This window comes from Azospirillum argentinense, from assembly GCF_000632475.1.
In the GTDB taxonomy this organism is placed as follows: Bacteria; Pseudomonadota; Alphaproteobacteria; order Azospirillales; family Azospirillaceae; genus Azospirillum; species Azospirillum baldaniorum.
Window position 1 is genome coordinate 486,317 of record NZ_CP007797.1, and the last position, 23,684, is coordinate 510,000.

The 23,684-nt window shown below is 69.1% G+C and carries 20 protein-coding genes, 3 tRNA genes and 2 rRNA genes; 18 read left to right on the plus strand and 7 right to left on the minus strand.

Annotated features, from left to right (window positions below):
* Position 1: 1 nt before the first annotated feature.
* The 4 genes from ABAZ39_RS31460 to ABAZ39_RS31475 form a co-directional block, all read right to left on the minus strand.
* On the minus strand, positions 2-1,114 hold the full coding sequence (locus ABAZ39_RS31460) for an imelysin family protein (RefSeq protein WP_247874891.1): 1,113 nt from the start codon (positions 1,112-1,114) through the stop codon (positions 2-4).
* Between the two features lie 33 nt (positions 1,115-1,147).
* On the minus strand, positions 1,148-2,404 hold the full coding sequence (locus ABAZ39_RS31465) for a di-heme oxidoredictase family protein (protein WP_040138243.1): 1,257 nt from the start codon (positions 2,402-2,404) through the stop codon (positions 1,148-1,150).
* 165 nt (positions 2,405-2,569) lie between these two features.
* The gene (locus ABAZ39_RS31470; protein WP_040138244.1) at positions 2,570-3,850 is read right to left on the minus strand and encodes an imelysin family protein; all 1,281 of its coding nucleotides are present in this window, start codon (positions 3,848-3,850) and stop codon (positions 2,570-2,572) included.
* A gap of 174 nt (positions 3,851-4,024) precedes the next feature.
* Positions 4,025-5,209: a cytochrome-c peroxidase gene (locus tag ABAZ39_RS31475; protein WP_040138245.1), complete on the minus strand. Its 1,185-nt coding sequence runs from the start codon at positions 5,207-5,209 to the stop codon at positions 4,025-4,027.
* 720 nt (positions 5,210-5,929) lie between these two features.
* On the opposite strand from ABAZ39_RS31475, the gene ABAZ39_RS31480 reads away from it, so the two are divergent.
* From ABAZ39_RS31480 to ABAZ39_RS31560, 17 genes are all read left to right on the plus strand, one after another.
* The gene (locus ABAZ39_RS31480) at positions 5,930-6,142 is read left to right on the plus strand and encodes a Flp family type IVb pilin (protein ID WP_051658792.1); all 213 of its coding nucleotides are present in this window, start codon (positions 5,930-5,932) and stop codon (positions 6,140-6,142) included.
* Positions 6,143-6,178: 36 nt separating this feature from the next.
* The gene (locus ABAZ39_RS31485; protein ID WP_051658793.1) at positions 6,179-6,739 is read left to right on the plus strand and encodes an A24 family peptidase; all 561 of its coding nucleotides are present in this window, start codon (positions 6,179-6,181) and stop codon (positions 6,737-6,739) included.
* Complete coding sequence (gene cpaB / locus ABAZ39_RS31490; RefSeq protein ID WP_247881800.1) at positions 6,730-7,608, plus strand: Flp pilus assembly protein CpaB; 879 nt, start codon at positions 6,730-6,732, stop codon at positions 7,606-7,608. The genes ABAZ39_RS31485 and cpaB overlap by 10 nt, the downstream gene beginning before the upstream one ends.
* Positions 7,609-7,639: 31 nt before the next feature.
* A complete protein-coding gene (locus tag ABAZ39_RS31495) occupies positions 7,640-9,088 on the plus strand; it encodes a type II and III secretion system protein family protein (RefSeq protein WP_051658795.1) in 1,449 nt (482 codons plus the stop codon).
* Between the two features lie 23 nt (positions 9,089-9,111).
* Positions 9,112-9,777: a CpaD family pilus assembly protein gene (locus tag ABAZ39_RS31500; RefSeq protein ID WP_247881801.1), complete on the plus strand. Its 666-nt coding sequence runs from the start codon at positions 9,112-9,114 to the stop codon at positions 9,775-9,777.
* The gene (locus ABAZ39_RS33605) at positions 9,774-10,985 is read left to right on the plus strand and encodes a CpaE/TadZ family protein (protein ID WP_051658796.1); all 1,212 of its coding nucleotides are present in this window, start codon (positions 9,774-9,776) and stop codon (positions 10,983-10,985) included. Before ABAZ39_RS31500 ends, ABAZ39_RS33605 begins: the two co-directional genes overlap by 4 nt.
* Positions 10,982-12,376: a TadA family conjugal transfer-associated ATPase gene (locus tag ABAZ39_RS31510; RefSeq protein ID WP_051658797.1), complete on the plus strand. Its 1,395-nt coding sequence runs from the start codon at positions 10,982-10,984 to the stop codon at positions 12,374-12,376. Before ABAZ39_RS33605 ends, ABAZ39_RS31510 begins: the two co-directional genes overlap by 4 nt.
* A gap of 16 nt (positions 12,377-12,392) precedes the next feature.
* Positions 12,393-13,358, plus strand: coding sequence for a type II secretion system F family protein (locus ABAZ39_RS33610; RefSeq protein ID WP_051658798.1), 966 nt, complete (start codon positions 12,393-12,395; stop codon positions 13,356-13,358).
* Positions 13,355-14,377, plus strand: coding sequence for a type II secretion system F family protein (locus tag ABAZ39_RS36650; protein WP_051658799.1), 1,023 nt, complete (start codon positions 13,355-13,357; stop codon positions 14,375-14,377). The genes ABAZ39_RS33610 and ABAZ39_RS36650 overlap by 4 nt, the downstream gene beginning before the upstream one ends.
* Before the next feature lie 310 nt (positions 14,378-14,687).
* Positions 14,688-15,398, plus strand: a complete 711-nt coding sequence (locus ABAZ39_RS33615; protein WP_051658800.1) for a tetratricopeptide repeat protein — start codon at positions 14,688-14,690, stop codon at positions 15,396-15,398.
* Positions 15,399-15,407: 9 nt separating this feature from the next.
* A complete protein-coding gene (locus ABAZ39_RS31530; protein WP_040138247.1) occupies positions 15,408-15,971 on the plus strand; it encodes a TadE/TadG family type IV pilus assembly protein in 564 nt (187 codons plus the stop codon).
* Between the two features lie 5 nt (positions 15,972-15,976).
* Positions 15,977-16,585 carry a TadE/TadG family type IV pilus assembly protein gene (locus tag ABAZ39_RS31535; protein WP_081863498.1) on the plus strand — a complete coding sequence of 203 codons (609 nt, stop codon included), beginning with the start codon at positions 15,977-15,979 and terminating at the stop codon, positions 16,583-16,585.
* A complete protein-coding gene (locus tag ABAZ39_RS31540) occupies positions 16,582-18,039 on the plus strand; it encodes a TadE/TadG family type IV pilus assembly protein (protein WP_040138249.1) in 1,458 nt (485 codons plus the stop codon). The genes ABAZ39_RS31535 and ABAZ39_RS31540 overlap by 4 nt, the downstream gene beginning before the upstream one ends.
* 175 nt (positions 18,040-18,214) lie before the next feature.
* Positions 18,215-18,577 (plus strand): response regulator, encoded by a 363-nt coding sequence (locus tag ABAZ39_RS31545; RefSeq protein WP_014200077.1) that lies wholly within the window; start codon positions 18,215-18,217, stop codon positions 18,575-18,577.
* Positions 18,578-18,659: 82 nt separating this feature from the next.
* Positions 18,660-18,735 (plus strand) — tRNA-Asn (locus ABAZ39_RS31550).
* A 3-nt stretch (positions 18,736-18,738) separates the two neighbouring features.
* Positions 18,739-18,815 (plus strand) — tRNA-Asp (locus ABAZ39_RS31555).
* Between the two features lie 4 nt (positions 18,816-18,819).
* A tRNA-Gly gene (locus ABAZ39_RS31560) sits at positions 18,820-18,894 on the plus strand.
* Between the two features lie 102 nt (positions 18,895-18,996).
* Here the strand turns inward: ABAZ39_RS31560 and ABAZ39_RS31565 are convergent.
* Positions 18,997-19,764 carry an AraC family transcriptional regulator gene (locus ABAZ39_RS31565; protein ID WP_040138250.1) on the minus strand — a complete coding sequence of 256 codons (768 nt, stop codon included), beginning with the start codon at positions 19,762-19,764 and terminating at the stop codon, positions 18,997-18,999.
* Positions 19,765-19,847: 83 nt separating this feature from the next.
* On the opposite strand from ABAZ39_RS31565, the gene ABAZ39_RS31570 reads away from it, so the two are divergent.
* Complete coding sequence (locus ABAZ39_RS31570) at positions 19,848-20,474, plus strand: MSMEG_1061 family FMN-dependent PPOX-type flavoprotein (RefSeq protein ID WP_040138251.1); 627 nt, start codon at positions 19,848-19,850, stop codon at positions 20,472-20,474.
* A 202-nt stretch (positions 20,475-20,676) separates the two neighbouring features.
* Here ABAZ39_RS31570 and rrf read toward each other — a convergent pair.
* Positions 20,677-20,792 (minus strand): 5S ribosomal RNA (gene rrf / locus ABAZ39_RS31575).
* Between the two features lie 132 nt (positions 20,793-20,924).
* Positions 20,925-23,671: ribosomal RNA gene (locus ABAZ39_RS31580) — 23S ribosomal RNA — on the minus strand.
* Between the last annotated feature and the right edge of the window lie 13 nt (positions 23,672-23,684).

Genomic DNA, 23,684 nt, shown 5'->3' on the forward strand with positions numbered 1-23,684 from the left:
CTCAGTCTCCATCCAGTTCGTTGAAGCCGATGCTGATGTCCAGCAGCGGCGCGACGGTGCCGGTCAGCAGGTTGCGCAGGTCCTTGGCCCGTTGCAGGGTGGCCTCCACGGTCTTGCGCTTGGCCGGATCGGCGACGGCAATGTTGATCGGCGCGGGGATCGCTTCGGCGGCGCGGATCGCGGCGGTGAAGCCCTCCTCCAGCGCGCGGCGGGCCTGGGCCCCGGCGTCGCCGGCGGGCAGCAGCGCGGTCAGGCCCGGTCCGCCGCCCTCGCCCAACAGCAGGGCGCGCAGCGCCTCCAGGTTGATGCGGACGTTGCGCGCCGACTGGCCGCTGCGCAGCGCCTCGGCCACCGCCGGCTTGGCCTCCCCGGCGTTGGGGCCGAGCGGCGCCAGCAGCTTCTGGTCGGCGACCACCTGCAGGGCGGTGAGCGCCCCGGTGAACAGGACGTTGACCGCCGACCCGGCGTCGGGACCGAGCGCGGTTTGTTCCCCGGCGGTCAGCGGCGCCTCCAGCGCCTTCCAGCCGTCGCGGACCTCGCGGGTGATGGCGAGGACGTTCTGCGCCACCGCGGCGGCCAGCGCGCCGCGGAAGCGCCCGGCCTCATCCCCCTGGAACGACGCGGCGGTGACGCCCTCGTCGAACAGCAGCCGCTCCAACGCGGTCAGCCCCTGCACCGCGGCGCTCTGGCGGGCCAGCCCGCCCGGCTCCAGCAGCTTGGGGTCGCGGGCCTTCAGCATGGCAAGGATCTGCCGCTGCACCACCCCGGCCCGCTCCGGCCAGAAGGCGATGCGGTCGGCCCGCAGCTCCATCGACAGCGGCCCGGCGCGCAGGTGCTGGACGCCGGCCCAGGCGTCGTAGACGGCGCGGTGGGCGGCGCGGCAGCTCTCCAGCCCGTCCGCGGTCGGCGCCGCGGCGAACTGGGCCAGCCGCTCCGCGTAGATGCCGGCGGCGGAGGCCAGCGCGTCGAAGCGCGGCAGGGCATGGGTTCGGACCAGACCGCCCAGCACGGCGGCGTCTCCCGCCGGCTCCCGCGCCGCCAGGGCGAGCTTGCCCGGCAGGAGGATCGACAGGGCGGCGGCCGACATCAGGCCGATCATGCGGCGGCGTTGCATCTCATCACCTATGCCATTCAAACCGTGTGGACTTTAGAGCCCCAGAACGAAACGCACCAACTTTTCCCGGTCGCCGCGCGGCAAGGCCATGAAGGCGCCGCGCGCCTTGTCCGCCTCGCCGCCGTGCCACAGGATGGCCTCGGTCACGCTGCGCGCCCGCCCGTCGTGGAGCAGGGCCAGCGTGCCGTCAGCGTCGGCCAACCGCTTCATCCCCCACAGCGGCGTCGTGCGCCAGTCGCGGCCCCGCGCCTCGCCCATCGCCACGCCGTCGGCCAGATCCTCGCCCAGGTCGTGGAGAAGCAGGTCGCTGTAGGGGAAGATCGTCCGGCGCGACAGCGCGGGGTGTGCCGCATCCTCCGCCGTGGTGAAGGAGGGGCGGTGGCAGGACGCGCAGCCGGTGGCGGCGAACAGCGCGCTTCCCGCCGTGTCGCGCGGCGCCTCCAGCCCGCCGTCGGGGGGCAGGGTGCGCAGATAGCCGTCGATCAGCCCGATCACCGTGGAGGGGATCTCCAGCCCCTCATACTGCGGGGAGTCGCCGTGCGGGGCGTTCCGGCATTCGGTCTGCGCCGGGGTGCAGTCGCCCCAGGGCTCGGGATAGGCGGGGGTGGACATGCCGATGTCGAGGCTGAAGGCCTCGGAATTCTGGCGGTGCAGCGTCGGGTGGACGGCCTTCCAGCCGAAGCGGCCGAGTTGCCGCGTGCCCTCCGGCGCCACCCAGTTGGGACGCCCGGCGATGCCGTCGCCGTCGCGGTCCTCCGGATCGGCACCGGCCAGGATGTCGGCCTCGGGGATGCGCTCCAGCAGGCCCATGCCGCGCACGGACGGGGCGATGCGGGCGGAGATCGCCGTCGCCTCGGCCAGCGGCCCGTAATTGAGGTCGGTGACCGTCACCACCGGCCGGCGCAGCGTCGCCGTGTCGCCGTCGGGGAAGTGCACCGTCTCCTCGCGGTAGCTCAGGGACGGCTTGCCCTCGATGGCGAAGCCGAGCACCGCGTTGGTCTGGATCTGCCGCCCATAGACGGGGTCGCCGCTGAGCTTCAGCGCGTAACCGACGCCGCGGTCGTCGGGTGTGTCCGGGTCGGGCGGGCGCCCCTGGCGAGCCGCCGGATGGCAGGCGGCGCAGGAGCGGGCGTCGTAGAGCGGCCCCAGCCCGTCGTTGGCGTGCGTCACCGTCGGGGCGCTGACCCACATCCGCCGGAACAGCTTCTCGCCGATCCGGGTATCGAGATCGCCCGCCGCCGCCGGCAGGGCCGGCAGCAGGGCGAGTAGGAAGGCGAAGCGGGCTTTCATCGGTCGGGCGGGCATCGGTCGGGCGGAGTGCCCCATTTCATGAGGACGAAAAGACAGGGCTGCGGCCCCTCCCCCCGCGCGGGCGGTCGGTGGGGAGCGGACAACGCCGCCCCACGCGGGAAGAAGGGTCGCAACCCGTGGTTCGCCGGCTTACTTGCCGACGTCTTACTTCCCGACAGCCGACGGGTTGTCGAGGCTGTCCGAACCGGCCAGATCGACCGAAACGCCCAGGGCGGCGACGACGCCTTCCAGGGCCTTCTTCTGGTCGACCAGACGGTCCACCGCGGTCGAAATGATCGCGTTGCCCTCGGCGTTGTCGGTGCCGATCATCTGGTCGTAGGCCATCTTGCCGCTGTCGGCGGTGTCCTTCATGACCTTCATCGCGGCGGTGGTGGCGGTCATCGCCTCCTTCACCTTGGCGTCGGCCTCCGGCGCAGTGGCGGCGACGTACTGCGACAGCGACGGGCCGGTCACGACCTTGCCGTCCACGCGGGTGTAGCGCCCGTTGTAGACGTTGACCATGCCGACCTGGTCGTAATAGTGCGAGTTGTGGGTGTTGTCGGAGAAGCAGTCATGCTCCTCCTCCGGGTCGTGCAGCATGAGGCCGAGCTTCATGCGCTCGCCGGCCAGTTCGCCGTAGCTCAGGCTGCCGAGGCCGGTCAGGATGCGGGCGACGCCCTCCGATTCCTTGGCCTTGGCGATGGAGGCGCGGGCCTTGCCCTTGGCGCCCCAGGCCTTGGCCATCTCCTCCAGATCCTCGACGAGCATCTGGGTGGCGACGGTCAGGAACTGGGCACGGCGGTCGCAATTGCCGTTGGTGCAGTCCTTGCCCTTGGCGTAGTCGGTCGCCTTGCGGTCGCCGGCGCCCGGACCCGTGCCGTTCAGGTCCTGGCCCCACAGCAGGAACTCGACGGCGTGGTAGCCGGTCGCCACGTTGGCCTCGACCTTGCCGGCCTCGTGCAGCGTGTCGGCCAGCAGTTCCTTGGTGATCTTGCGGGCGTCGATGGTCTTGTCGCCGGCCTTGATCTTCGGGTTGGCGATCACGTTGGCCTTGGCAAACGGGTTGCTGTCGCCGCCGGCGTAGCTGTCGTCCACATAGTCAATCAGGCCCTCGTCGAGCGGCCAGGCGTTGACCTTGCCTTCCCACTCGTCGACGATCGGGTTGCCGAAGCGGAAGGCCTCGGTCTGCATGTAGGGGACGCGGGCGTTCAGCCACGCCGTGCGGGCGGCGGCCAGCGTCGCGTCCGACGGGTTGGCCACCAGCGCGTCGATGGCCTTCTTCAGCGCCTTGGCGGTGCTGGCGGAGTCCTCGTAGCTGGCCTGGGCGATGTCGGCGTAGGTCTTCACCACGTCCTTGTAGGCGGGCTTGGACGACTGGGCGTCGGCGGCGAGCGGCGCCAGCGCGATGAGAGCCGCGGCGGCAAAGCCGGAGGCGTGCTTGAACATGAAGGTCTCCTCAAGCGTCGGTGATCGTTGGCGTGAGAGCCATGAAAGTGCGAAGCATTCTCAACATGCGCCGCTAATCACTCTCATTGTCAAGATGCATTTGCCAAGCAGGGCGCGCATTGCCGAATTTGCGGCGGGCGGCGGGGCCATGGCGACCACCCCGCCCGTCCGCGCTCACTTCAGAAGCGGTTCGTAACGGGCGTCGGTCAGCGTCTTCATGAAGGCGACCAGAGCCTTGATTCGGCGGTCGTCGAGCGCGGGGCCCTCCTCCAGCTCCTTGATGGAGACGGTGGCGGCGATTTCCGGATTGCCCCAGGGCTTGCCGGTCTCCGGGTTGATCTGGTCGGCCGGCTTGCGGCTGTTGTACTTGTTGTAGAAGCGGACGACGGTCTCCAGGTCCTTGAAGACGCCGTTGTGCATGTAGGGGCCGGTCACCGCGACGTTGCGCAGGGTCGGCGTCTTGAATTTCCCCTCATAGGCTTTCTGGTCATGGGCCTTCTGGCCCTTCAGCGCCGGATTCTCGGCCAGCCCGCGGTCGATGTGCGTCGGCGCCACCCCGTTGGCCGCCCGCAGCTCCGCGTTCACCGGCACGCCGATGTTGTGGTACTCGTAGTTGGTGAAGACCTCGTTCGTCGCCGCCGGCATGGCGTTCAGCTTGTGGCAGACGTTGCAGTTGGTGAATTGCTGCGAGAAGAACAGGGTCATCCCCAGCTCCTCCTCGCCGGTCATCTTGTATTCGCCGCGCAGATAACGGTCGTACTTGGAATCGAAAGGCGAGAAGACGTCGGTCTTCTCGAAGGCGGCGATGCTGTCGGTCATCGCGTCGTAGGCGCGGTCGGCATCGTCCAGCACCCCCGCGCCGTAGAGGGCGACGAAGCTGCGCGCGTAGTCGGCGTTCTCCTTCAACCGCCCCTGCACCTCCGCCTTGGAGGCCATGGCCATCTCGGCGGGGTTCAGCGGCGGGCCGCCGGCTTGCTCCTGGAGGGTGGCGGCGCGGCCGTCGTGGAACTGCCCGCCGAAGGGAACCCCGTTGGCCTTGAAGCCGAAGCGCGGGGAAAGATGGGCGTAGGCGGCGGTCGGCGCGTTGCGGTCGCCCAGCGACTTGCCGTCCGCGCCCAGCGACGCAGCACCGCGCGGGTCGGCGAAGCCGAATTCCGGGTTGTGGCAGGTCGCGCAGGACTGGCTGCGCGTGGAGGACAGGTTGTTGTCGAAGAACAGCGCCTTGCCCAGCTCGGCCTTCGCCTTCTGCAACTCCGCCGGATCGGCCGCCAAACCGGAGCCACCAGTGATCAACAGGCCAGCGATCAACAGGGAGGACAGCGCCGCGGCCGGCGCGACATATTTGCCGAACAATGACATCCTGACTCTCGCTCCTTGACGGCGGTGGCCCACGGCGGCAATTCATGGCGGGGCCTGCCGGTCAGTATCCATGCCCTTCGGCCTGGATGATAGTTATTCTCATTATCACGAACGTGCGACCTATTGCCACTGGTCGTAGGACCGACGGGATTAACTCCTCGTCCCGTTCGTCCGGCCCTATTCCCGGATGGAGGATCCGGTCCGGATGCTTCGACATGACGGAAAAGGGTACCCCGACCCGGCTACCGACTCTGCTTCGCCATCCGGCGAACCAGCCACCATTCCGAGGTGCTGCGGCACCACCGTCGGGACTCCGAATGCTCCGCGCACCGCGAAAGGAGCGGCGGCGGCAGCACCGGCACAATCCCGTCATGGTCCGATAATCACTTCAAATTCTAATCATTTCCTTCCAAAGCAATCCGACCGCTATTCACGCCCTCGAACGGCGCTCTCCTTCCCGTTTCTTTGACCCGGCTCTTCTGCACATGGCAGCGCCTGCGCTTTGCCTGAAGGCAGCGCGAAAAGTTGCGTTGCGGATCGCGAGGACAACGGCACCGGCCCGCCGGACTACCCCTATCGATAGGTTTATTAAAATGTCGGGCTTCGACATCCTGAAATCACAAACGCCGTGCATTCCCTGAAAATCAGTAATCAGACCCCTCCGCTTCACAGTGATGAAGCGAAAACCCTTCGCGTTGCAATTATCAACGGAGACAATCAATGACCCTGTTCGCCAACATCCGCGCCATCATTTCCCCGGTCCAGGCCGCCACCAAGAACCGCAAGGGCATCACGGCCCTCGAATACGGTCTGGCGGCGGCGCTTGTCGCGCTGGTCATCATCGGCGGCGCCCGCACCTTCGGCACCAACGTCAGCACCCTGTTCACCGGCATCGGCACCACGGTCAGCGGCACCTCGACGAAAATTCCGTAAACGCCGCTCCTCCCCCTCCCACGCAAAGCTCCCGCCATGGATACGATCGCTCTCTTCGATCCCCTCTCCCTGGCACCGCCCGTGGCGGGACTTGCGCTGGGCTGGGCGGCGGCGGACGACCTGTGCCGGCGCATCATTCCGGACACGGTGTCGATCCTCCTCGCCAGCCTCGGTCTCGCGCTTCCGCTGTGGCAGGGCGCCCCCTTTCCCTGGGCCAGCCTTGCCGCCGCCGCCACGCTGTTCCTGGTCCTGTGCATCCTGCACGGGCGGGGCTGGCTGGGCGGCGGGGACGTGAAGCTGGCCTCGGCCATCCTGCTGCTGGTCGGGGTGGAGCGGGCCGCCCCCTTCGCGACCGCCACCGCGCTGGCTGGAGGGGTGCTCTCCCTCATCTATCTCGCCGGGTGGCTGGCCCTGCGCAAGGCGCGCCCAGTGCGCCGGCTACTGCGCCGCTTTGGCGGACGGTCCACGCCGGTCCGCCTTCTCGCCGCCGAGGCGCACCGCATCGCCACCCGCCATTCCGTGCCCTACGGCGTCGCTCTGTCCGCCGGCGGGCTGCTCACCCTCTCCAACCCCACCGGAGGAGCGGCATGGTTCTGAGAGTGCTTTTCCTGTCCCTGCTGCTCGTCGGTCTGTCGCTGGTGGGCTACGTGTCCTTCTCGATGCTGCCGGCCCCGACCGCCGCCGTCGCGGTGCCGGCGCCCCAGGCGCCCATGGACTCCGTGCTGGTCGCCGCCCGCCCGATCTCCACCGGCATGCTTCTGCGCGCCGAGGATCTGCGCTGGGAAGCCTGGCCGCCGGGCCGTCTGGTGGACGGCTACATGGTGCGGGGCCGCGTGGCCGAAAGCGCCTACAGCGGCGCCGTCACACGCCGCTCCTTCACCGCGGGCGAGCCGATCATGGCCGGCCACATCGTGGCGCCGGGGGAGCGCGGCTTCCTTGCCGCCGTGCTGTCGCCGGGCAGCCGCGCCGTCTCGGTGGCGGTGGACGCGGTCAGCGCGACCGGCGGGCTGATCTGGCCGGGCGACCGCGTGGACCTGATCCTGACCCAGAATTTCGAATCCCAGGCGGGGCGCGACCTGCGCAGCCGGGCGGTCGGCGAAACCGTCCTGCAGAACCTGCGCGTCATCGCCATCGACCAGCAGCTCGGCGAGGCGGGCATGACGAAGAACGGGCCGGACGGGCGCATCCCCCGCACCGTGACGCTGGAGGTCACCGCCCGCCAGAGCGAGACGGTCACCGTCGCCGCCGCCATGGGCAAGCTGTCGCTGGCGCTGCGCAGCCTGCTTTCCGACGAGACCGTCCTCGCCACGGGCGATGCGGAAGCCGCCTCGACCCCGACCTGGGCCGAGGACGTGTCGCCCGCCCTGCGCCAGCTTCCCGCACCCCACAGCGCGGAGGCGCCCGCCGCCCGCCGCCCGGCGCTGCTCATCATCCGCGGCTCCAAGACGGAAACGCTCGAACGCTGAACCGGCGCGCCGACCCAGGGGGGACGAAGTCATGACGATGGCAACCATCAACACCACAAGCCGGGTCGCGGCCCTCAGGATCATGGGGGCGGCCCTCCTGGCCGGGCTGTTCGCGACGCTGGCCGCGGCGCCCACCCAGGCGCAGCAGCGCCCCCGCGAGATCACGCTGGAGGTCGGCGGCGGCCAGCCGGTCAACCTGCCGGCCCCGGCGGCCAGCGTCTTCACCTCCGCCCCGGAGATCGCCGACGTGCAGGCCTCCGGCCCGCAGGCCTTCTTCATCGTCGCCAAGACGCCGGGGCGGGCCAGCGTCTACGCCCTGTCGGCGGACAACAAGCCGTTGGCCTCCTTCAGCGTCGTCGTCACCATGCCCATCGGCGACCTGCGGTCCAAGCTGGTCGCCCAAGTGCCCAACGCCGCCATCGACGTGCAGAGCACCGGCAACGGGATCTCGCTGACCGGCACCGTCTCCTCCCCCGCCACGGCGCGGCAGATGGTCGAGCTGGCCGAGCGCTACGTCGGGCAGGGACAGACCGTCACCAACCGCCTGACCGTCGCCGCTCCCGCCCAGGTCAACCTGCGGGTCCGCGTCGCCGAGGTGTCGCGCCAAGTGACCAAGGAGCTGGGCGTCAATTTCGAAAGCATGTTCAACATCGGCTCCTTCGCCTTCGGGATCGCCACCGGGCGGACCATCCTGGACGCCGCCGGCAACCTGATCCGCGCCGCCCCCCCGACCAACTCCTTCGGCGGCAGCTACCGCTCCAGCAACGGGCGGGTGGACATCAACACGGTGGTCGACGCGCTGGCCGAGGACGGTCTCATCACCGTGCTGGCCGAGCCGAACCTGACCGCCCTGTCCGGCGAGACGGCCAGCTTCCTGGCCGGCGGCGAGTTCCCCATCCCGGTCGCCCAGTACGACCGCACCACCACCATCCAGTTCAAGAAATACGGCGTCAGCCTGGACTTCACCCCCACCGTGCTGGGCGGCGGCCAGATCAGCATGCGCGTCCGCCCGGAGGTCAGCGAGCTGACCAACAACGGCGCCGTCGTGGTCGACTCCATCCGCATCCCCGGCCTGTCGGTGCGCCGCGCCGAGACGACCATCGAGCTGGCCAGCGGGCAGAGCTTCGCCATCGCCGGCCTGCTCCAGAACAACACCTCGGCGACGCTGGACGCCGTGCCGGGGCTGGGCGACGTGCCGGTGCTGGGGGCTCTGTTCCACTCCAGCAAGTTCCGCCGCAACGAGACGGAGCTGGTCATCGTCGTGACCCCCTACCTCGTCCGCCCGGTGTCCGCCGCCAACGCCTTGTCCGCCCCGACCGACGGCTTCGTCGCGGCAACCGACGTGGAGCGCATCTTCCTGAACCGTGCCCAGAGCCTGCAGCCCCCGCCGGGCGGCGGCAGCGCAGCCCCGACCGCCCCTCTCGCCATCGGGCCGGGCGCCGCCCGCCTGCACGGCGACGCCGGCTTCAGCCTCCAATGACCCCTTTCGCGGAGCACAGCGCCATGCCCAGAGCCATGCGAACGCCGATGCTGCTTCTGCCCCTCCTCACGGGTCTGCTGGGCGGCTGCGCCGTGCCACAGACGCCCCCGTCGATGCCCGTCGCCCAGACGCCCGCCGTGAAGGCCTTCCGCAACGCCGTCCCCGTCGCCATCGACCCGCGCAGCGGCGCCATCACCGCGGAGGAACACGCCCGGGTGGTCCGCACGGTGGCCGGGCTCGGCCGCGACACCACCCCCCATGTGACGGTCACCGGTCCGCTGCTGGCCGCCCCGGCGCGGTCCGCCGTCGCCTCCCTGCTGGGCGCGGCCGGCGTGCCGCCGGAGAACATCACCTTCGCCCCCGACCAGACCGGCGCCCCGGCGCTCCAGGTGACCACCTACGTCGCGCTGGCCCCGGACTGCGCGGCATGGAGCGACATCTACAGCGGCTGGTACCAGAACAGCCCGACCGAGGCGCTGGGCTGCAGCAACCGCCGCAACCTCGCTCTGATGCTGGCCGACCCACGCGACCTCGTGCAGGGCCGGGAGACCGTGCCCGCCGACGGCCAGCGCATGGCCGGCGCCATCCAGCGCTACCGCGCCGACCAGGTGAAGCCCTTCGTGAAGGGCAACGGCACCAGCGCCTTCGTGCTGTCCCCCGCCCTGAACGGAAGCCAGGAGGAGCAATGAGCCTGCTCGCCACCCTTCTCGGCGACGCGCCGTCGCCGGCCGACGCCGCCCGCGGCGCCGGTCCCCGCCTGCTCGCCTACGTCGCCGACGCGGCCAGCGCCGCCCTGCTGAACAGCGCGGCGCCGTCCCTGCTGCCCTGCGAGGTGCGGACCGGCGACATCCGCAGCGCCGTCCGCGACCTCGCTCGCCAGCGCTCGCCCGACCTGCTGTTGGTCGATCTGTCCGGCGTCGCCGACCCGCTGGCCGCCATGGAGGCGCTGGCCGGGGTTTGCGACCCGTCGGTGCGGGTCATCGCGGTCGGCGACAGCAACGACATCGGCCTCTACCGCGACCTGCGCCGGATCGGGGTCACCGACTATCTGTTCAAGCCGCTGTCCCGCGACCTGCTGGAGGGGGCGCTGCGCGCCGCCGGCGCCGGCACCGCGGCGGACGAGGCGACGGGCCGGCTGGGCAAGCTGGTGGCGGTGGTCGGCGCGCGCGGCGGCGTGGGCACGACCACGGTGGCGGTGCATCTGGGCTGCTGGCTGGCCGACGGAGCGCGCGGGCGCACGGCGCTGGTCGACCTCGACCTGCAGAACGGCACGGTGGCTCTGGCCCTCAACCTGCGGCCCGAGCCGGCGCTGCGCGAGGCGGTCGAGGCGCCCGACCGGGTGGACGACGTGTTCATGGAGCGCGCCATGGTCGCCGCCTCCGACCGGCTGTCCGTCCTGGCGGCGGAGGAGCCGGTGGAGGACGTGATCGACATCGCGCCGACCGCCGCCCTGTCGGTGCTGAATCGTCTCCAGGCCCGCCACAACTACGTCGTCGTGGACGCCGGCCGCGCCCAGGGCGGGGCCGCCCGCGCCGCGCTGGAGGCGGCGTCCATCGCAGTCCTGGTCGGCGACGCCAGCGTCGCGGGGCTGCGCGATCTGGTGCGGCTGCGCGCCGCCATCGCGCGCCGGTCCGGCGGCGGGCGTCTCGTCACCGTCCTGAACCGGCGCGGTGCCCCCGGCGAGCTTCCCGCGGCGGACCTCATGCGGACGCTGGGCGAGCCGCCGGAGCACGCCCTGCCCTACCGCCCGGTGCCGCTGGCCGTCGCCGCGGGCGTCGGCGAGCCGGCCTTCCGCCATTGCCGCCGCTTCCGCGAGGCGATGGAGCGGCTGGGCGCCGACGTCGCCGGCCAGCCCGCCGCCCAGGACGGCCTGTTCCGCCGCTGGGTGAGGCGATGAGCACGCTGTTCGGCCGCAAGACCGCACCCCCCTCCCTGACGGTCGCCAGCCCCTCGCCCGAGGAGCCGAAGCCCACCCCGGCCCCCGCACCGGCGGCGGCCCCCGTCCCGCCACCGCCGGCCGCGCTGCGCCCGGTCAACCGCTCGCTGAACGACATCCGGTCGCAGGTGCTGGCCCGCATCGACCCGGCGAGCATCGCCGACATGCCGGCGGAGACGCTGCGCCCGCTGGTCGAGCGGCTGATCGACGACATCGCCACCACCAGCCGCAGCCAATTGAACGGGCGCGAGCAGGCCACGCTGGCGACGGAGCTGGTCCACGACATGATCGGGCTGGGGCCGCTGGAACCGCTGCTGGCCGACGACGCGATCACCGACATCATGGTCAACGGCCCCTCCCACACCTTCGCCGAGCAGCGCGGCAAGCTGGTGGAAATGCCGGTGCGCTTCCGCGACGCCGGGCATCTGCTGAACATCGCGCAGCGCATCGCCTCGGCGGTCGGGCGGCGGGTGGACGAATCCAGCCCGATGGTCGACGCCCGGCTGGCCGACGGCAGCCGCGTCAACATCGTGGTGCCGCCGCTGGCGCTCGACGGCGCCTGCATCTCCATCCGCAAATTCGCCCGCCGCACCATCGGCTTCCGCGAGCTGGTGGAGTTCCGCAGCCTGTCGGAGCCGATGGCCCGCGCGCTGGAGATCATCGGGCGCTGCCGGCTGAACGTCATCATCTCCGGCGGCACCGGCTCGGGCAAGACGACGCTGCTCAACGCCATGTCCCGCCCCATCGAGGCGACCGAGCGCGTCATCACCATCGAGGACGCGGCCGAACTCCAGCTCCAGCAGCCCCACGTCGTCCGGCTGGAGACACGCCCGCCCAACCTGGAGGGCCAGGGGCAGGTGACGCAGCGCGACCTCGTCCGCAACGCGCTGCGCATGCGTCCCGACCGAATCATCATCGGCGAGGTGCGCGGGGCGGAGGCCTTCGACATGCTCCAGGCCATGAACACCGGCCATGACGGGTCGATGTCGACCATCCACGCCAACAACCCGCGCGACGCGCTGAGCCGCGTCGAGAACATGGTGCTGATGGCCGGCATGAACCTGCCCAGCCGCGCCATCCGCCAGCAGATCGCCGGGGCGGTCAACGTCATCGTCCAGGTCCAGCGGATGCGCGACGGCGTGCGCCGCATCACCCACGTCACCGAACTGGTCGGCATGGAGGGCGACGTGATCCTGACCCAGGACCTCTTCACCTTCGAATTCCGCGGCGAGAACCGCGACGGCATCCTGGAGGGGCGCTACGCGGCCACCGGCCTGCGCCCGCGCTTCGCCGAGCGGCTGGCCTATTTCGGGCAGGAGGCGGCCTGGAACGCCGCCACCACCGGCCTGTAGCAGGAGGGGACACGCGATGGACCGCATCCAGGCCCTCCAGCTCGCCACCCTCCTCCTCGGCGTTGGGACGCTGCTCTTCGCCCTGTCCACCCTGCGCGCCTTCCGCCGCCGCAAGGCGCTGCGCCGCAGGCTGGCCGCCCTGTCGGCCGAGGCAAGGGCGGTGCTCAAAGACGGCAGCCCCGACATCACCGGCGCCGGGTCCCTGACCCTCGCCGACCGGGTGAAGCGGCGCATGTCGCGCTTCTACGCGCGGCGCCAGACCGTCTATCTGCCGCCGGGCATCCGGCTGTGGCGGGCGCTTCTGTACGCCGTGATCGCCGCCGGCCTGTGCTGGTGGCTGGGCGGGCCGGTGATGGGCGACGCGGGCGCCACAACCGCCGCCGCCGTGGCCCTGCTGGTCACGCCGCGCCTCGTCTTCGCCGCCAGCCGCCGCAAGACGCTGGAGGCGCTGATGAACCAGCTTCCCGACGCGATCAGCCTCGTCGTCCGCGCCACCCGCGCCGGCATCCCGGTGTCGGAGAGCCTGCGCATGGTCGGCACCGAGCTGTCCGAGCCGATCGCCCCGCTGTTCCGCCGCATCGTCGACGAGACGGCCATGGGCATCGACCTGGAGACCGTGCTGGCCCGCGCCGCCGCCAACGTCCGCCTGCCGGAGTTCCGCTTCTTCGTCGTCACCCTGCTGCTGCAGCGGGAGACCGGCGGCAACCTGACGGAGCCGCTGGAGAATCTGGCCGACATGATCCGCCAGCGCCGCCGCGTGCAGATGCGCACCCGCGCCCTGACCTCGGAGGCGCGCAGCTCCGCCGCGGTGCTGGCCGCCCTCCCCTTCCTGGCCGGCGGCGGCATGGCGATGCTGAACCCCGACTACGCGTGGCGGCTGATCGACGAGCCGAGCGGCCAGACGATGCTGGCGGTGGCCGGCGCGCTGCTGCTGGTCGGCGTCGGCTCCATGCAGCTCCTCATCCGGAGGACCCTGTCATGAGCGGCGGCGTGATGGGCGGCCTGATCCCGCCGCCGGTCCTTCTCGGTTTCGGCGTGCTGATGATCCTGACCGGGGTGGCCGGGCTGCGCTCCTGCGTGCTGCGCGAGCGGCTGCTGGCCCGGCTGGAGCGGCTGCGCGCCGGGACCGCGCCCGCCGCCCTGCCGGAGACCGAGCGCCGCAGCCCGCTGAGCCGGATCGGCGCCGCGCTGGCCCGCACACCGCTCGTCGGCTCCGCCGACCGCGAGCGGATGCGCAAGAGCCTGATCGCCGCCGGCTACAACCAGCCCGGCCACCTCTACTCCCTGCTCGGCATCAAGCTTCTGTGCATCGGCGCCGGGATGGCGCTGGTCCCGGCGGCGGCGGGCGACCTGCTGCCGTCGCTGATCGGCGCGCCGGGTGCTGCGGCGCAGGTGGTGGCCGGCGCCCTGCTCGGCTGGCGGCTGCCCGATCTGGCGCTGGGCCGGATGCGCGACCGCCGCCTGGAGGAGGTGCGCAACGGCCTGCCCGACGCGCTCGACCTGCTGGTGATCTGTGGCGAGGCCGGCCTCGGCCTGGAAGCGGCGGTGGACCGCGTGGCCCGCGAGGTGGCGACCGCCTACCCGGCGCTGAGCGCCGAGCTGTCGGCCACCGCGGCGGAGATGCGCGTGCTGTCCGACCGCGGCGGCGCGCTCAACAATCTGGCCGCCCGGCTGGACATGGAGGGCGTGCGCGGCATGGCGACGACGCTGATCCAGGCCATGCGCTATGGCACGCCGCTGGCCCAGGCGCTGCGCGTCCTGGCCGGGGAGATGCGCGCCCAGCGCCTCGCCCGGTTCGAGGAGAAGGCGGCCCGCCTGCCCGTGCTGCTCACCCTGCCCATGGTGGTCTTCATCCTGCCCTGCGTCTTCATCGTCGTCGGCGGCCCCGCCATGCTCGACGTTTCGCGCAGCTTCGACAGCGCCGGCAACAGCCAGCAAACCCATAGCCAACAAGCCCATTCGAACCCGCCCCACAGCCAGACCAAGGGAGGTCAGCCATGATCGCCATTCCAGCGTCATCGCATCCGACATCCCCTCTCCCGTCCCGGGAGAGGGAAGGGGCCCGCGCAACGCGCGGGAAGGGTGAGGGTACCGCCGAGGATGGGTTTGTTGATCCTCGCACGGTACCGCCGAGGATGGGTTTGTTGATCCTCGCACGACCCTCACCCGGCGCCTATGGCGCCACCCTCTCCCGGGGCGGGAGAGGGGACCGTGGCCGAAGAAGCGCCTCTCCGGTCTGGGCCGTGCCGCGGCGGCGGCCCTCCTGCTGCTGTCGGTCAGCGCCTGCGCCTCGGCGCCGGGCGGCGGGCCGGTGGGGTCGAAGAGCGGCCCGACGGCCAACGCCACCCTGGACGACAAGGCGCGCGTGCAGCTCCGCCTCGCCCGCGCCGCGCAGGAGGCCGGCAACACCGGCTCCGCGGTGCGCTTCTACCGGGCGGTGCTGGATCAGGCGCCGGGCCATGTCGGCGCCTTGCTCGGGCTCGGCGAGACCCTGTCGGAGAGCGGGTCCGCCGCCGACGCGGTGGTCGAGCTTCAAAAGGCCGCCGCCGCGGTGCCCGACAATGTGGAGGTGCAGACGGCGCTGGGCCGCGCGCTGGTCCGCGCCAACCGGCCGGACGACGCGCTGAACCGCTTCGACGCCCTGCTCCGCCGCAACGACGACGATCTGCGCGCCCGTCTGAACCGCGGCGTCGCCCTCGACCTCGCCGGGCGGCACGCGGAGGCGCAGGGCGAATACCGTCACGTCCTGAAGGCAGAACCGAACAACGCGACGGCCATGGCCAACCTCGGCCTGTCGCTGGCGCTTAACGGCAGCGCGGAGGGCGTGGCGATCCTGGAAGGGCTGGTCCAAGGCGGGGTTGATTCCCCCCGCGTGCGCCAGAACCTCGCGCTGGCCTACGGGCTGAAGGGCGATCTGGAGGCGGCTGCCCGCGTGGCCCGGCTCGACCTCGACGACGCCAACGTCCGCTCGAATCTGGCCTTCTACGAGACGGCGCGCCAGTTCGTCGCCTTCAAACCGTGAGGCGGCCCCATGCGCAGCCGCCCCTCTCCCGTTCGCCGCGCCCTGCGTGACCGCCGGGGCCTGACCACGCTGGAGCTGGCGATCGTCTCCCCGGCGCTGATCGCGGGCATGATCGCGCTGGCCGAGGTGTCCTACTCGCTGACCGTGGACGGCCTGCTCAACCACGCCGCCCGCGCCGCCGCCCGCAGCGGCTTCACCGGGGAGCTGGCGACCGGCTTCACCGACCGCCGCGCCCAGGTCTGCGACACGGTGTACCGCTTGACCAGCCGGGTGCTCGACCAGAGCCGCCTGTCGGTGCGCAGCCACAGCTACGCCTCCTTCACCACGCTGGGCCAGATCAACGGCGGGGTTCCGCCCTCCACCTCGCTCACCGACCTGAATTGCGGCTCCACCGACTGGGACGCCAATCAGACCGGGACGGCGCTGGGCGGCAGCGGGCAGGTCGTCGTCTACACGCTGCGCTACACCCAGCCGGTGCTGACCGGGCTGGGCGCCACGGTCCTGGGACGGGCGGAGCTGATCCACGAGGCCCGGCTGGCCGTGCGCAACGAACCCTTCATGGTGGGGGAATGACCGGCATGACGGCGATACAGGTCCCGAAATCCCGGCGCCGGCCCCTGCCGCGCGACCGCAGCGGCGTCGCGGCGCTGGAGATGGCGCTGCTGGCGCCGGTCCTTCTGCTGCTGGTCACCGCCACTGTGGACGTGGTGCGCTACGTCAGCATCACCCTGACCCTGAACCGCACCGCCGCCAACGTCAGCGACATCGCCACCCAGTTCGACAAGCTGCGCGCCGGCATGACCGTGGTGAAGGGGAACGAGGTCGGCGTGCTGTTCCTCGCCGCGACGGAGGTCGCCCAGCCGCTGGACCTGATGGCCGGCGGGCAGGTGATCGTCACCTCGGTCGCCAATATGGGCCAGGGATCGCGGGTGATGTGGCAGGAACGGGCCGGCACCGGCTCCGCCATCAGCCACTACGGCGCCGCGGGCGGGGCGGCCACGCTGCCACCCGGCTTCACCCAGCAGCCCGGCGACAACGCCATCTTCACCGAGCTGTTCTACCGCTTCACCCCCTATCTGCTGAGCGGACCGTGGCTCGGCGACGCCGGGACCTCCACGACGCTCTACGCCAGCGCCGTCTACCAGCCCCGGCTCGGCACGCTCACCACGCTGGAGACCGGGCCATGAGAACACGCTTCCTGACCGCGGCCCGCCTGCTCGCCTCTCTGGGCGCCACCTCTCTGGGCGCGGTGCGGCGGGACCGCCGGGGCGCCACCGCGCTGATGTTCGCCGCCGCCGCAGTGCCCCTGCTCGGCATGGTCGGCTTGGCGGTGGACTACGGTCGGGCCTTCCTCGTGCAGTCCCGCCTCCAGACCGCCATCGACGCCGGGGCGCTGGCCGCCGGCAAGATGCTGAACTCCTCGGCGGACGCGCAGAGCGACATCGCCATGTTCGTCGCGGCCAATCTGCCGCCGGGCTTTCTAGGGGCGGCCATCGGCACCCCGGCGGTGACGCTGGACCAGACGAACCAGCGCGTCGGCGTTTCGGTCACCGCCACGCTGCCGACGACCTTCCTGCGGGTCCTGCAGGTGAACGAGCTGACCATCTCGGTCACCAACCAGGTGCAGCGCGCCAACGCCGGGCTGGAGCTGGCGCTGGTGCTCGACGTCACCGGTTCCATGGCGACCAACAACCGCATCGGGGAGCTGCGCAGCGCCGCCACCGACCTCGTCAACATCCTGTTCGGGCCGGGCAGCGCGCCACCAAAGAACCTGTGGGTCTCCCTCGCCCCCTACGCGGCGGAGGTCAACATCGGCAAGACCCGAGCCAATTGGCTGGCGGCGGGCAGCTACGACGCCACCAAATGGGCCTCCCAGGGCTGGCGCGGCTGCGTCCTGGCGCGCACCCAGCCGCAGGACCAGACGGACACCCCGCCAGCCGTCGGCCCCTTCAAGCCCTTCTGGTACCCGAACAACCAGTACACCGGGACCAACAACGACAACCCCTGGACTCCCACGAACATCACCGACGACGGCACCTACCGCCAGACCAACGACATGGCCGGACCGAACCTCGGCTGTCCGCCGCCGATCATGGCGCTGACCAACGACCGTTCGGCGCTGCTCGCCAAGATCGCCGGGCTGAAGCCGGTGAACCGCGGCGGCACCATGGCGAACCAGGGGCTGCAGGCCGGTTGGTTCACCCTGTCGCCGAAGTGGCGCGGCCTGTGGGGCGGCACGACGCCGGACACGCTGCCGCTCGACTACGGCACACCCGACATGTCCAAGGCGGTCGTCCTGCTGACCGACGGCAACAACGAGTGGTACAAGTACAAGCCGCAGGGCGACTACACCAGCTACCAGCGCCTCAGCGACGGGCTGCTGGGCACCACCGATACCAATCAGGTGACGACGGCGATCAACAACCGCATGCTGACGCTGTGCAGCAACATGAAGGCGGCGGGGATCACCCTCTTCACCATCACCGTCGGCGACAGCGCCAGCAGCGCCACCCGCACCCTCTACGAAAGCTGCGCCTCGCCCGGCCCGAACCATTATTTCGACAGCCCGACGCCGGCGGACCTGCAGACGGTGTTCCGCACCATCGCCGGCCAGCTCAGCAACCTGCGAATCATCCGCTGACCGGCCGCTGACCGGCCGCTGATCGGCTGGCGCCGATCGGTCTGCGCTGAACGGCCGACACCTTGGCCGGGGGCGGTATGGCGGAGACGGCGGTTTATGACCTATTGCGCATTGGTCCGCCGCCGCCCGATGGGCTACAGGAATCGGGACCGTGCAGACAAGAGGCCCGCCCGTCATGTCCCAGACCTTTCATGTGATCGTTGCCGAAGACGACCCCGTCGTCGCGGTCACCATTGCCGAAACCCTGGAGGAGCGCGGCTTCCGCGTGACCATCGGGCGCAACGGGTTCGATGCCTTCAAGATCGACCAGAACGATCCCGCCGACATCCTGATCACCGACCTGCGCATGCCGCACTTCGACGGCACCAGCCTGATCGCCCGCATGCAGGAGCAGCGCCCCGAACTGCCCATCCTGGTCACCACCGGCTACAGCGACAACCTGCCCAAGGAGGAGCCGGGCCAGCTGTCCGTCGTCCAGAAGCCCTTCTCCGAGGACAGCATCGTCCGGGCGGTGCAGAGCCTGCTCGGGGTCGCCTGAAGGGGGGCGGAAAAAAACTTCGCCACCCGGTGAAGTTCCTGCTTGCGCTGCGCCGCTGGGACCCGTATAAGCCGGCCTCCGTTCCGGATTAGCTCAGTCGGTAGAGCAGCGGACTGTTAATCCGCGTGTCGCTGGTTCGAGTCCAGCATCCGGAGCCATATGCGGGTGTAGCTCAGTTGGTTAGAGCGCCGGCCTGTCACGCCGGAGGCCGCGGGTTCAAGTCCCGTCACTCGCGCCACATTGCGGGCGTAGCTCAGGGGTAGAGCACAACCTTGCCAAGGTTGGGGTCGAGGGTTCGAATCCCTTCGCCCGCTCCAGTTTCGGGGCACGACAGTGTCTACGGGGGCCGCTTGTTCATCAAGCGGCCCCTCGTCGTTTCAGGCATCGCTTGAGACCAACCCGTTCCTTCCCCATTCCGCTCAGCCGAAATAGGCCGATGGCGTCACGCCCAGCGTCCGCTTGAACAAGGCGATGAAGGCGCTGACGCTGTCGTAGCCGAGGTCGATGGCCACGGTCGTCACCGGCGCGCCCTCGGCCAGCATCTCCAGCGCGCGCATCAGGCGCGCCCGCTGCCGCCACGCGGTGTAGCTGTGACCGGTCTCCGCCACGAAGCGGCGGCTCAGCGTCCGCTCGGACACGCCCGCCCAGGAGGCCCAGGCGCCCATGCCGCGCCGATCCCCGGGATCGTCGAGCAAGGCCCGCGCGATCCGGAGAAGGCGCGGGTCGCGCGGCATCGGCAAGGTGAAGGGGTCGATGGGCGAAGCCCTGAGTTCGTCGAGGAGGACCATGGCAAGGCGCCATTGCGCCTCGTTCAGCTCCCATCCCTGCCATCCGGAGGCGCGGATCACCGCCTCGCGCAACAGCCCGGACACCTTGATGATGCAGGGCCGGTCCGGCAGCGTCGCGCAGGCGGCTTCCGCGATGTAGCAGCTCCACCCCTCGACGGCCCCGTGGGTGTAGCCATGGTGCGGCTGGTGGGGCGGAAGCCAGACCGCGTGCTCGGCGGGAACCACCCAGGTGTCCGTCTCCGTGCCGATGGTGAGCAAGCCGCGGCGCAAACCGGAAAGCTGGCCGCGCGGGTGGCTGTGCAGCCCCAGCGCGCTATGTTCGGCCTGCGTCTCGTAGATGGCGACGATGATCGGTTCGCGCGCATCACTCGCGGCAAAGGCGAACCGTTCCTCGGACATGGCGTCAACCCGCTATCGAATGGCCGCCATAGCTTAGCGCCGCCTTCGGTCGCCCGCTAGACTGCTCGCGACAGGAGAAAGCCATGACCCCGCAGAAACCCCGCTCGCACACGCCCGACCTCGACCGGCTTTACGACCCGCCGATGGAGCATGTCCAGAAGGCGGTCATGACGGAGTTGATCTCCTTTCACGCCGATTACCTCGCCAAGGCCACCTTCTTCTGCCTCGCGACCGGTCGCGCTGCGGGTCTGGACGCCTCGCCGCGCGGCGGCCCGCCGGGCTTTGTCAGGATGCTCGACGCCAAGACCGTCGCCTTCGCCGACTGGCCGGGCAACAACCGGATCGAGTCCATGCGCAACCTTCTGGAGGATGATCGGCTGGGGATGCTGTTCCTCTTCCCGGGCCTGGACGTCTTCATGCGGATCAATGGGCACGGCCGCGTCTCCGACGACGCGGCTCTCCGCGCCAGCCTCGCCGAGGGGACGAAAATTCCCAAGACGGCCATCGTCGTGAGCGTGGATGAGGTGCTGTTCCACTGCGGCAAGGCAGTGAACCGGGCCAAGCTGTGGGGTCCGGAATCGCGGATCGGGCGCGGCATCCTCCCGACCCCCGGCCAGATGCTGGCCGCCATGACGAATCAGGACGCCTCCACCGCCGCGACGATCGACGCGCACTACGATCATGCGATGCGGAACGACCTCTACGGCTGAACCGTGATCCCCTCCCCCGCCGGGGGCGGGGGAGGGTTAGGGAGGGGGCCCGCGTCGACATCTTTGGCACAACAGGCACAACGAAAAACCGGCGCTTCCCACGTGGGAAAGCGCCGGCCTTGCCGTTCATGAAGCCGATTGTCAAGTGTGTCTGAAGCCTTGCTGCGTCCACGTCCGTGTTGGTGTGGCGTGTGCCGTGGTGACCTGGCGGCGACCTACTCTCCCACGTCTTAAGACGCAGTACCATCGGCGCTGAGGCGTTTCACGGCCGAGTTCGGAATGGGATCGGGTGTTGGGAGCCTCGCCATGACCACCAGGTCACCAAGGCACACGCGAACCATCCGGACTGGACGGCAGAGGTTTTGTTGATCGAGGACGTTTGCTCTTGTTCTTTGCGGTGTTGGCTCGTGCGCCCAGGGCTTGCCGCTGCGCGCGGGCCGCCTGCTGGGAAGGATCAAGCCGATCGAGCGATTAGTAAGGCTCAGCTTCAGGCGTTGCCGCCCGTCCACATGCCTCCTATCGACGTGATGGTCTGTCACGGCTCTCAAGGGAGTTCTGGTTTAGAGGTGGGTTTCCCGCTTAGATGCTTTCAGCGGTTATCCCGTCCATACTTAGCTACCCGGCCATGCCACTGGCGTGACAACCGGTGCACCAGAGGTATGTCCATCCCGGTCCTCTCGTACTAGGGACAGATCCTCGCAAAACTCCGACACCCACGGCAGATAGGGACCGAACTGTCTCACGACGTTCTAAACCCAGCTCACGTACCACTTTAATCGGCGAACAGCCGAACCCTTGGGACCTGCTCCAGCCCCAGGATGTGATGAGCCGACATCGAGGTGCCAAACGACTCCGTCGATATGGACTCTTGGGAGTCATCAGCCTGTTATCCCCGGCGTACCTTTTATCCGTTGAGCGATGGCCCGTCCACATGGAACCACCGGATCACTATGGCCGACTTTCGTCTCTGCTCGACTTGTCTGTCTTGCAGTCAGGCGGGCTTATGCCATTGCACTCGACGAGCGATTTCCGACCGCTCTGAGCCCACCATCGCGCGCCTCCGTTACACTTTGGGAGGCGACCGCCCCAGTCAAACTACCCGCCATGCAGGGTCCCGGCTCCGGATCGACGGAGCGCGGTTAGATGCCAGAGACCTCAAGGGTGGTATTTCAAGGGTGGCTCCACCCGAGCTGGCGCCCGGGCTTCCTAGCCTCCCACCTATCCTACACATGAGATCCCTAGCACCACTGCAAAGCTGTAGTAAAGGTGCACGGGGTCTTTCCGTCTGACCGCGGGTACTCCGCATCTTCACGGAGAGTTCAATTTCGCTGAGTTGGTGTTGGAGACAGCGGGGAAGTCGTTACGCCATTCGTGCAGGTCGGAACTTACCCGACAAGGAATTTCGCTACCTTAGGACCGTTATAGTTACGGCCGCCGTTTACCGGGGCTTCAATTCGGAGCGTGAACCCCTCCTCTTAACCTTCCGGCACCGGGCAGGCGTCAGACCCTATACGTCGCCTTGTACGGCTTCGCAGAGCCCTGTGTTTTTAGTAAACAGTCGCCACCCCCTGGTCTGTGCCCCCCGCCATGGCTTGCGCCACAACGGGGCCCTCTTCTTCCGAAGTTACGAGGGCAATTTGCCGAGTTCCTTCAACACCATTCTCTCAAGCGCCTGGGTATACTCTACCAGTCCACCTGTGTCGGTTTGGGGTACGGTCTGATGCGGGGGCTGTTTCCTGGAACGGGTCCCCAGCCGGGCCAATCCGATAAGGCCCGACACGCTTTCCCATTCGTCACACACCCGCTGGCCCACGAATATTAACGTGGTTCCCATCGACTACGCCTTTCGGCCTCGCCTTAGGGGCCGGCTCACCCTGCGTGGATTAACCTTGCGCAGGAACCCTTGGACTTTCGGCGACAGTGTTTCTCACACTGTTTGTCGCTACTCATGTCAGCATTCTCACTTCCGATACCTCCAGGCACCCTCGCGGGGACCCTTCGCAGGCTTACGGAACGCTCCGCTACCACGTGATCAGAGATCACATCCGCAGCTTCGGTACACGGCTTGAGCCCCGATACATTTTCGGCGCAGGCCGGCTTAACTAGACCAGTGAGCTATTACGCTTTCTTTAAAGGATGGCTGCTTCTAAGCCAACCTCCTGGTTGTCATGGCCTTCCCACATCCTTTCCCACTTAGCCGTGATTTGGGGACCTTAGCTGGCGGTCTGGGCTGTTTCCCTCTCGACGATGGACCTTAGCACCCACCGTCTGTCTGCCGGGCTGTGCTCCACGGTATTCGGAGTTTGGTTAGGTTTGGTAAGCCGCGAGGCCCCCTAGCCCATCCAGTGCTCTACCCCCGTGGGCAATCGCCCGACGCGCTACCTAAATAGCTTTCGCGGAGAACCAGCTATTTCCCGGTTTGATTGGCCTTTCACCCCTAGCCACAGGTCATCTCCGACTTTTTCAACAGGCGTGAGTTCGGTCCTCCAGTGCGTGTTACCGCACCTTCAACCTGCCCATGGCTAGATCACCGGGTTTCGGGTCTACAGCAAGCAACTCAAGCGCCCTCTTCAGACTCGCTTTCGCTGCGCCTCCGGCTATCGCCTTAAGCTCGCTGCTTACTGTAAGTCGCTGACCCATTATACAAAAGGTACGCCGTCACGGCGCAAGGCCGCTCCGACTGCTTGTAGGCATCCGGTTTCAGGAACTGTTTCACTCCCCTCGTCGGGGTGCTTTTCACCTTTCCCTCACGGTACTGGTGCACTATCGGTCACTGAGGAGTACTTAGGCTTGGAGGGTGGTCCCCCCATGTTCGGACAGGGTTTCACGTGCCCCGCCCTACTCGAGCATTCAGTCCGGTTTACCCGTACGGGGCTATCACCCGCTCTGGCCCGCCTTTCCAGACGGTTCCGGTTATGTAGACTGAATGACTGGCCTGGTCCGCGTTCGCTCGCCACTACTAGCGGAGTCTCGGTTGATGTCCTTTCCTCCGGCTACTTAGATGTTTCAGTTCGCCGGGTTCGCCTCCCATGCCTATGAATTCAGCATGGGATACCGCTTGCGCGGTGGGTTGCCCCATTCGGAAATCCACGGATCAAAGCCTGCTCGCGGCTCCCCATGGCTTATCGCAACGTGCTGCGTCCTTCATCGCCTCTCAGTGCCAAGGCATCCACCAGATGCCCTTCAGACGCTTGATCCTAAACTCAGCGG

Bases quoted from the DNA above. Each gene is read 5' to 3' on its own strand.
- ABAZ39_RS31495 (WP_051658795.1), top strand. From the start codon at position 7,640: ATGACGATGGCAACCATCAACACCACAAGCCGGGTCGCGGCCCTCAGG.
- ABAZ39_RS31480 (WP_051658792.1), top strand. From the start codon at position 5,930: ATGACCCTGTTCGCCAACATCCGCGCCATCATTTCCCCGGTCCAGGCC.
- ABAZ39_RS31475 (WP_040138245.1), bottom strand. From the start codon at position 5,209: ATGTCATTGTTCGGCAAATATGTCGCGCCGGCCGCGGCGCTGTCCTCC.
- ABAZ39_RS31485 (WP_051658793.1), top strand. From the start codon at position 6,179: ATGGATACGATCGCTCTCTTCGATCCCCTCTCCCTGGCACCGCCCGTG.
- ABAZ39_RS31535 (WP_081863498.1), top strand. From the start codon at position 15,977: ATGACGGCGATACAGGTCCCGAAATCCCGGCGCCGGCCCCTGCCGCGC.
- ABAZ39_RS31460 (WP_247874891.1), bottom strand. From the start codon at position 1,114: ATGCAACGCCGCCGCATGATCGGCCTGATGTCGGCCGCCGCCCTGTCG.
- ABAZ39_RS31510 (WP_051658797.1), top strand. From the start codon at position 10,982: ATGAGCACGCTGTTCGGCCGCAAGACCGCACCCCCCTCCCTGACGGTC.
- ABAZ39_RS31465 (WP_040138243.1), bottom strand. From the start codon at position 2,404: ATGAAAGCCCGCTTCGCCTTCCTACTCGCCCTGCTGCCGGCCCTGCCG.
- ABAZ39_RS31470 (WP_040138244.1), bottom strand. From the start codon at position 3,850: ATGTTCAAGCACGCCTCCGGCTTTGCCGCCGCGGCTCTCATCGCGCTG.
- ABAZ39_RS33605 (WP_051658796.1), top strand. From the start codon at position 9,774: ATGAGCCTGCTCGCCACCCTTCTCGGCGACGCGCCGTCGCCGGCCGAC.
- ABAZ39_RS36650 (WP_051658799.1), top strand. From the start codon at position 13,355: ATGAGCGGCGGCGTGATGGGCGGCCTGATCCCGCCGCCGGTCCTTCTC.
- cpaB (WP_247881800.1), top strand. From the start codon at position 6,730: ATGGTTCTGAGAGTGCTTTTCCTGTCCCTGCTGCTCGTCGGTCTGTCG.
- ABAZ39_RS31500 (WP_247881801.1), top strand. From the start codon at position 9,112: ATGCCCAGAGCCATGCGAACGCCGATGCTGCTTCTGCCCCTCCTCACG.
- ABAZ39_RS31530 (WP_040138247.1), top strand. From the start codon at position 15,408: ATGCGCAGCCGCCCCTCTCCCGTTCGCCGCGCCCTGCGTGACCGCCGG.
- ABAZ39_RS31565 (WP_040138250.1), bottom strand. From the start codon at position 19,764: ATGTCCGAGGAACGGTTCGCCTTTGCCGCGAGTGATGCGCGCGAACCG.
- ABAZ39_RS31545 (WP_014200077.1), top strand. From the start codon at position 18,215: ATGTCCCAGACCTTTCATGTGATCGTTGCCGAAGACGACCCCGTCGTC.
- ABAZ39_RS31570 (WP_040138251.1), top strand. From the start codon at position 19,848: ATGACCCCGCAGAAACCCCGCTCGCACACGCCCGACCTCGACCGGCTT.
- ABAZ39_RS33610 (WP_051658798.1), top strand. From the start codon at position 12,393: ATGGACCGCATCCAGGCCCTCCAGCTCGCCACCCTCCTCCTCGGCGTT.
- ABAZ39_RS31540 (WP_040138249.1), top strand. From the start codon at position 16,582: ATGAGAACACGCTTCCTGACCGCGGCCCGCCTGCTCGCCTCTCTGGGC.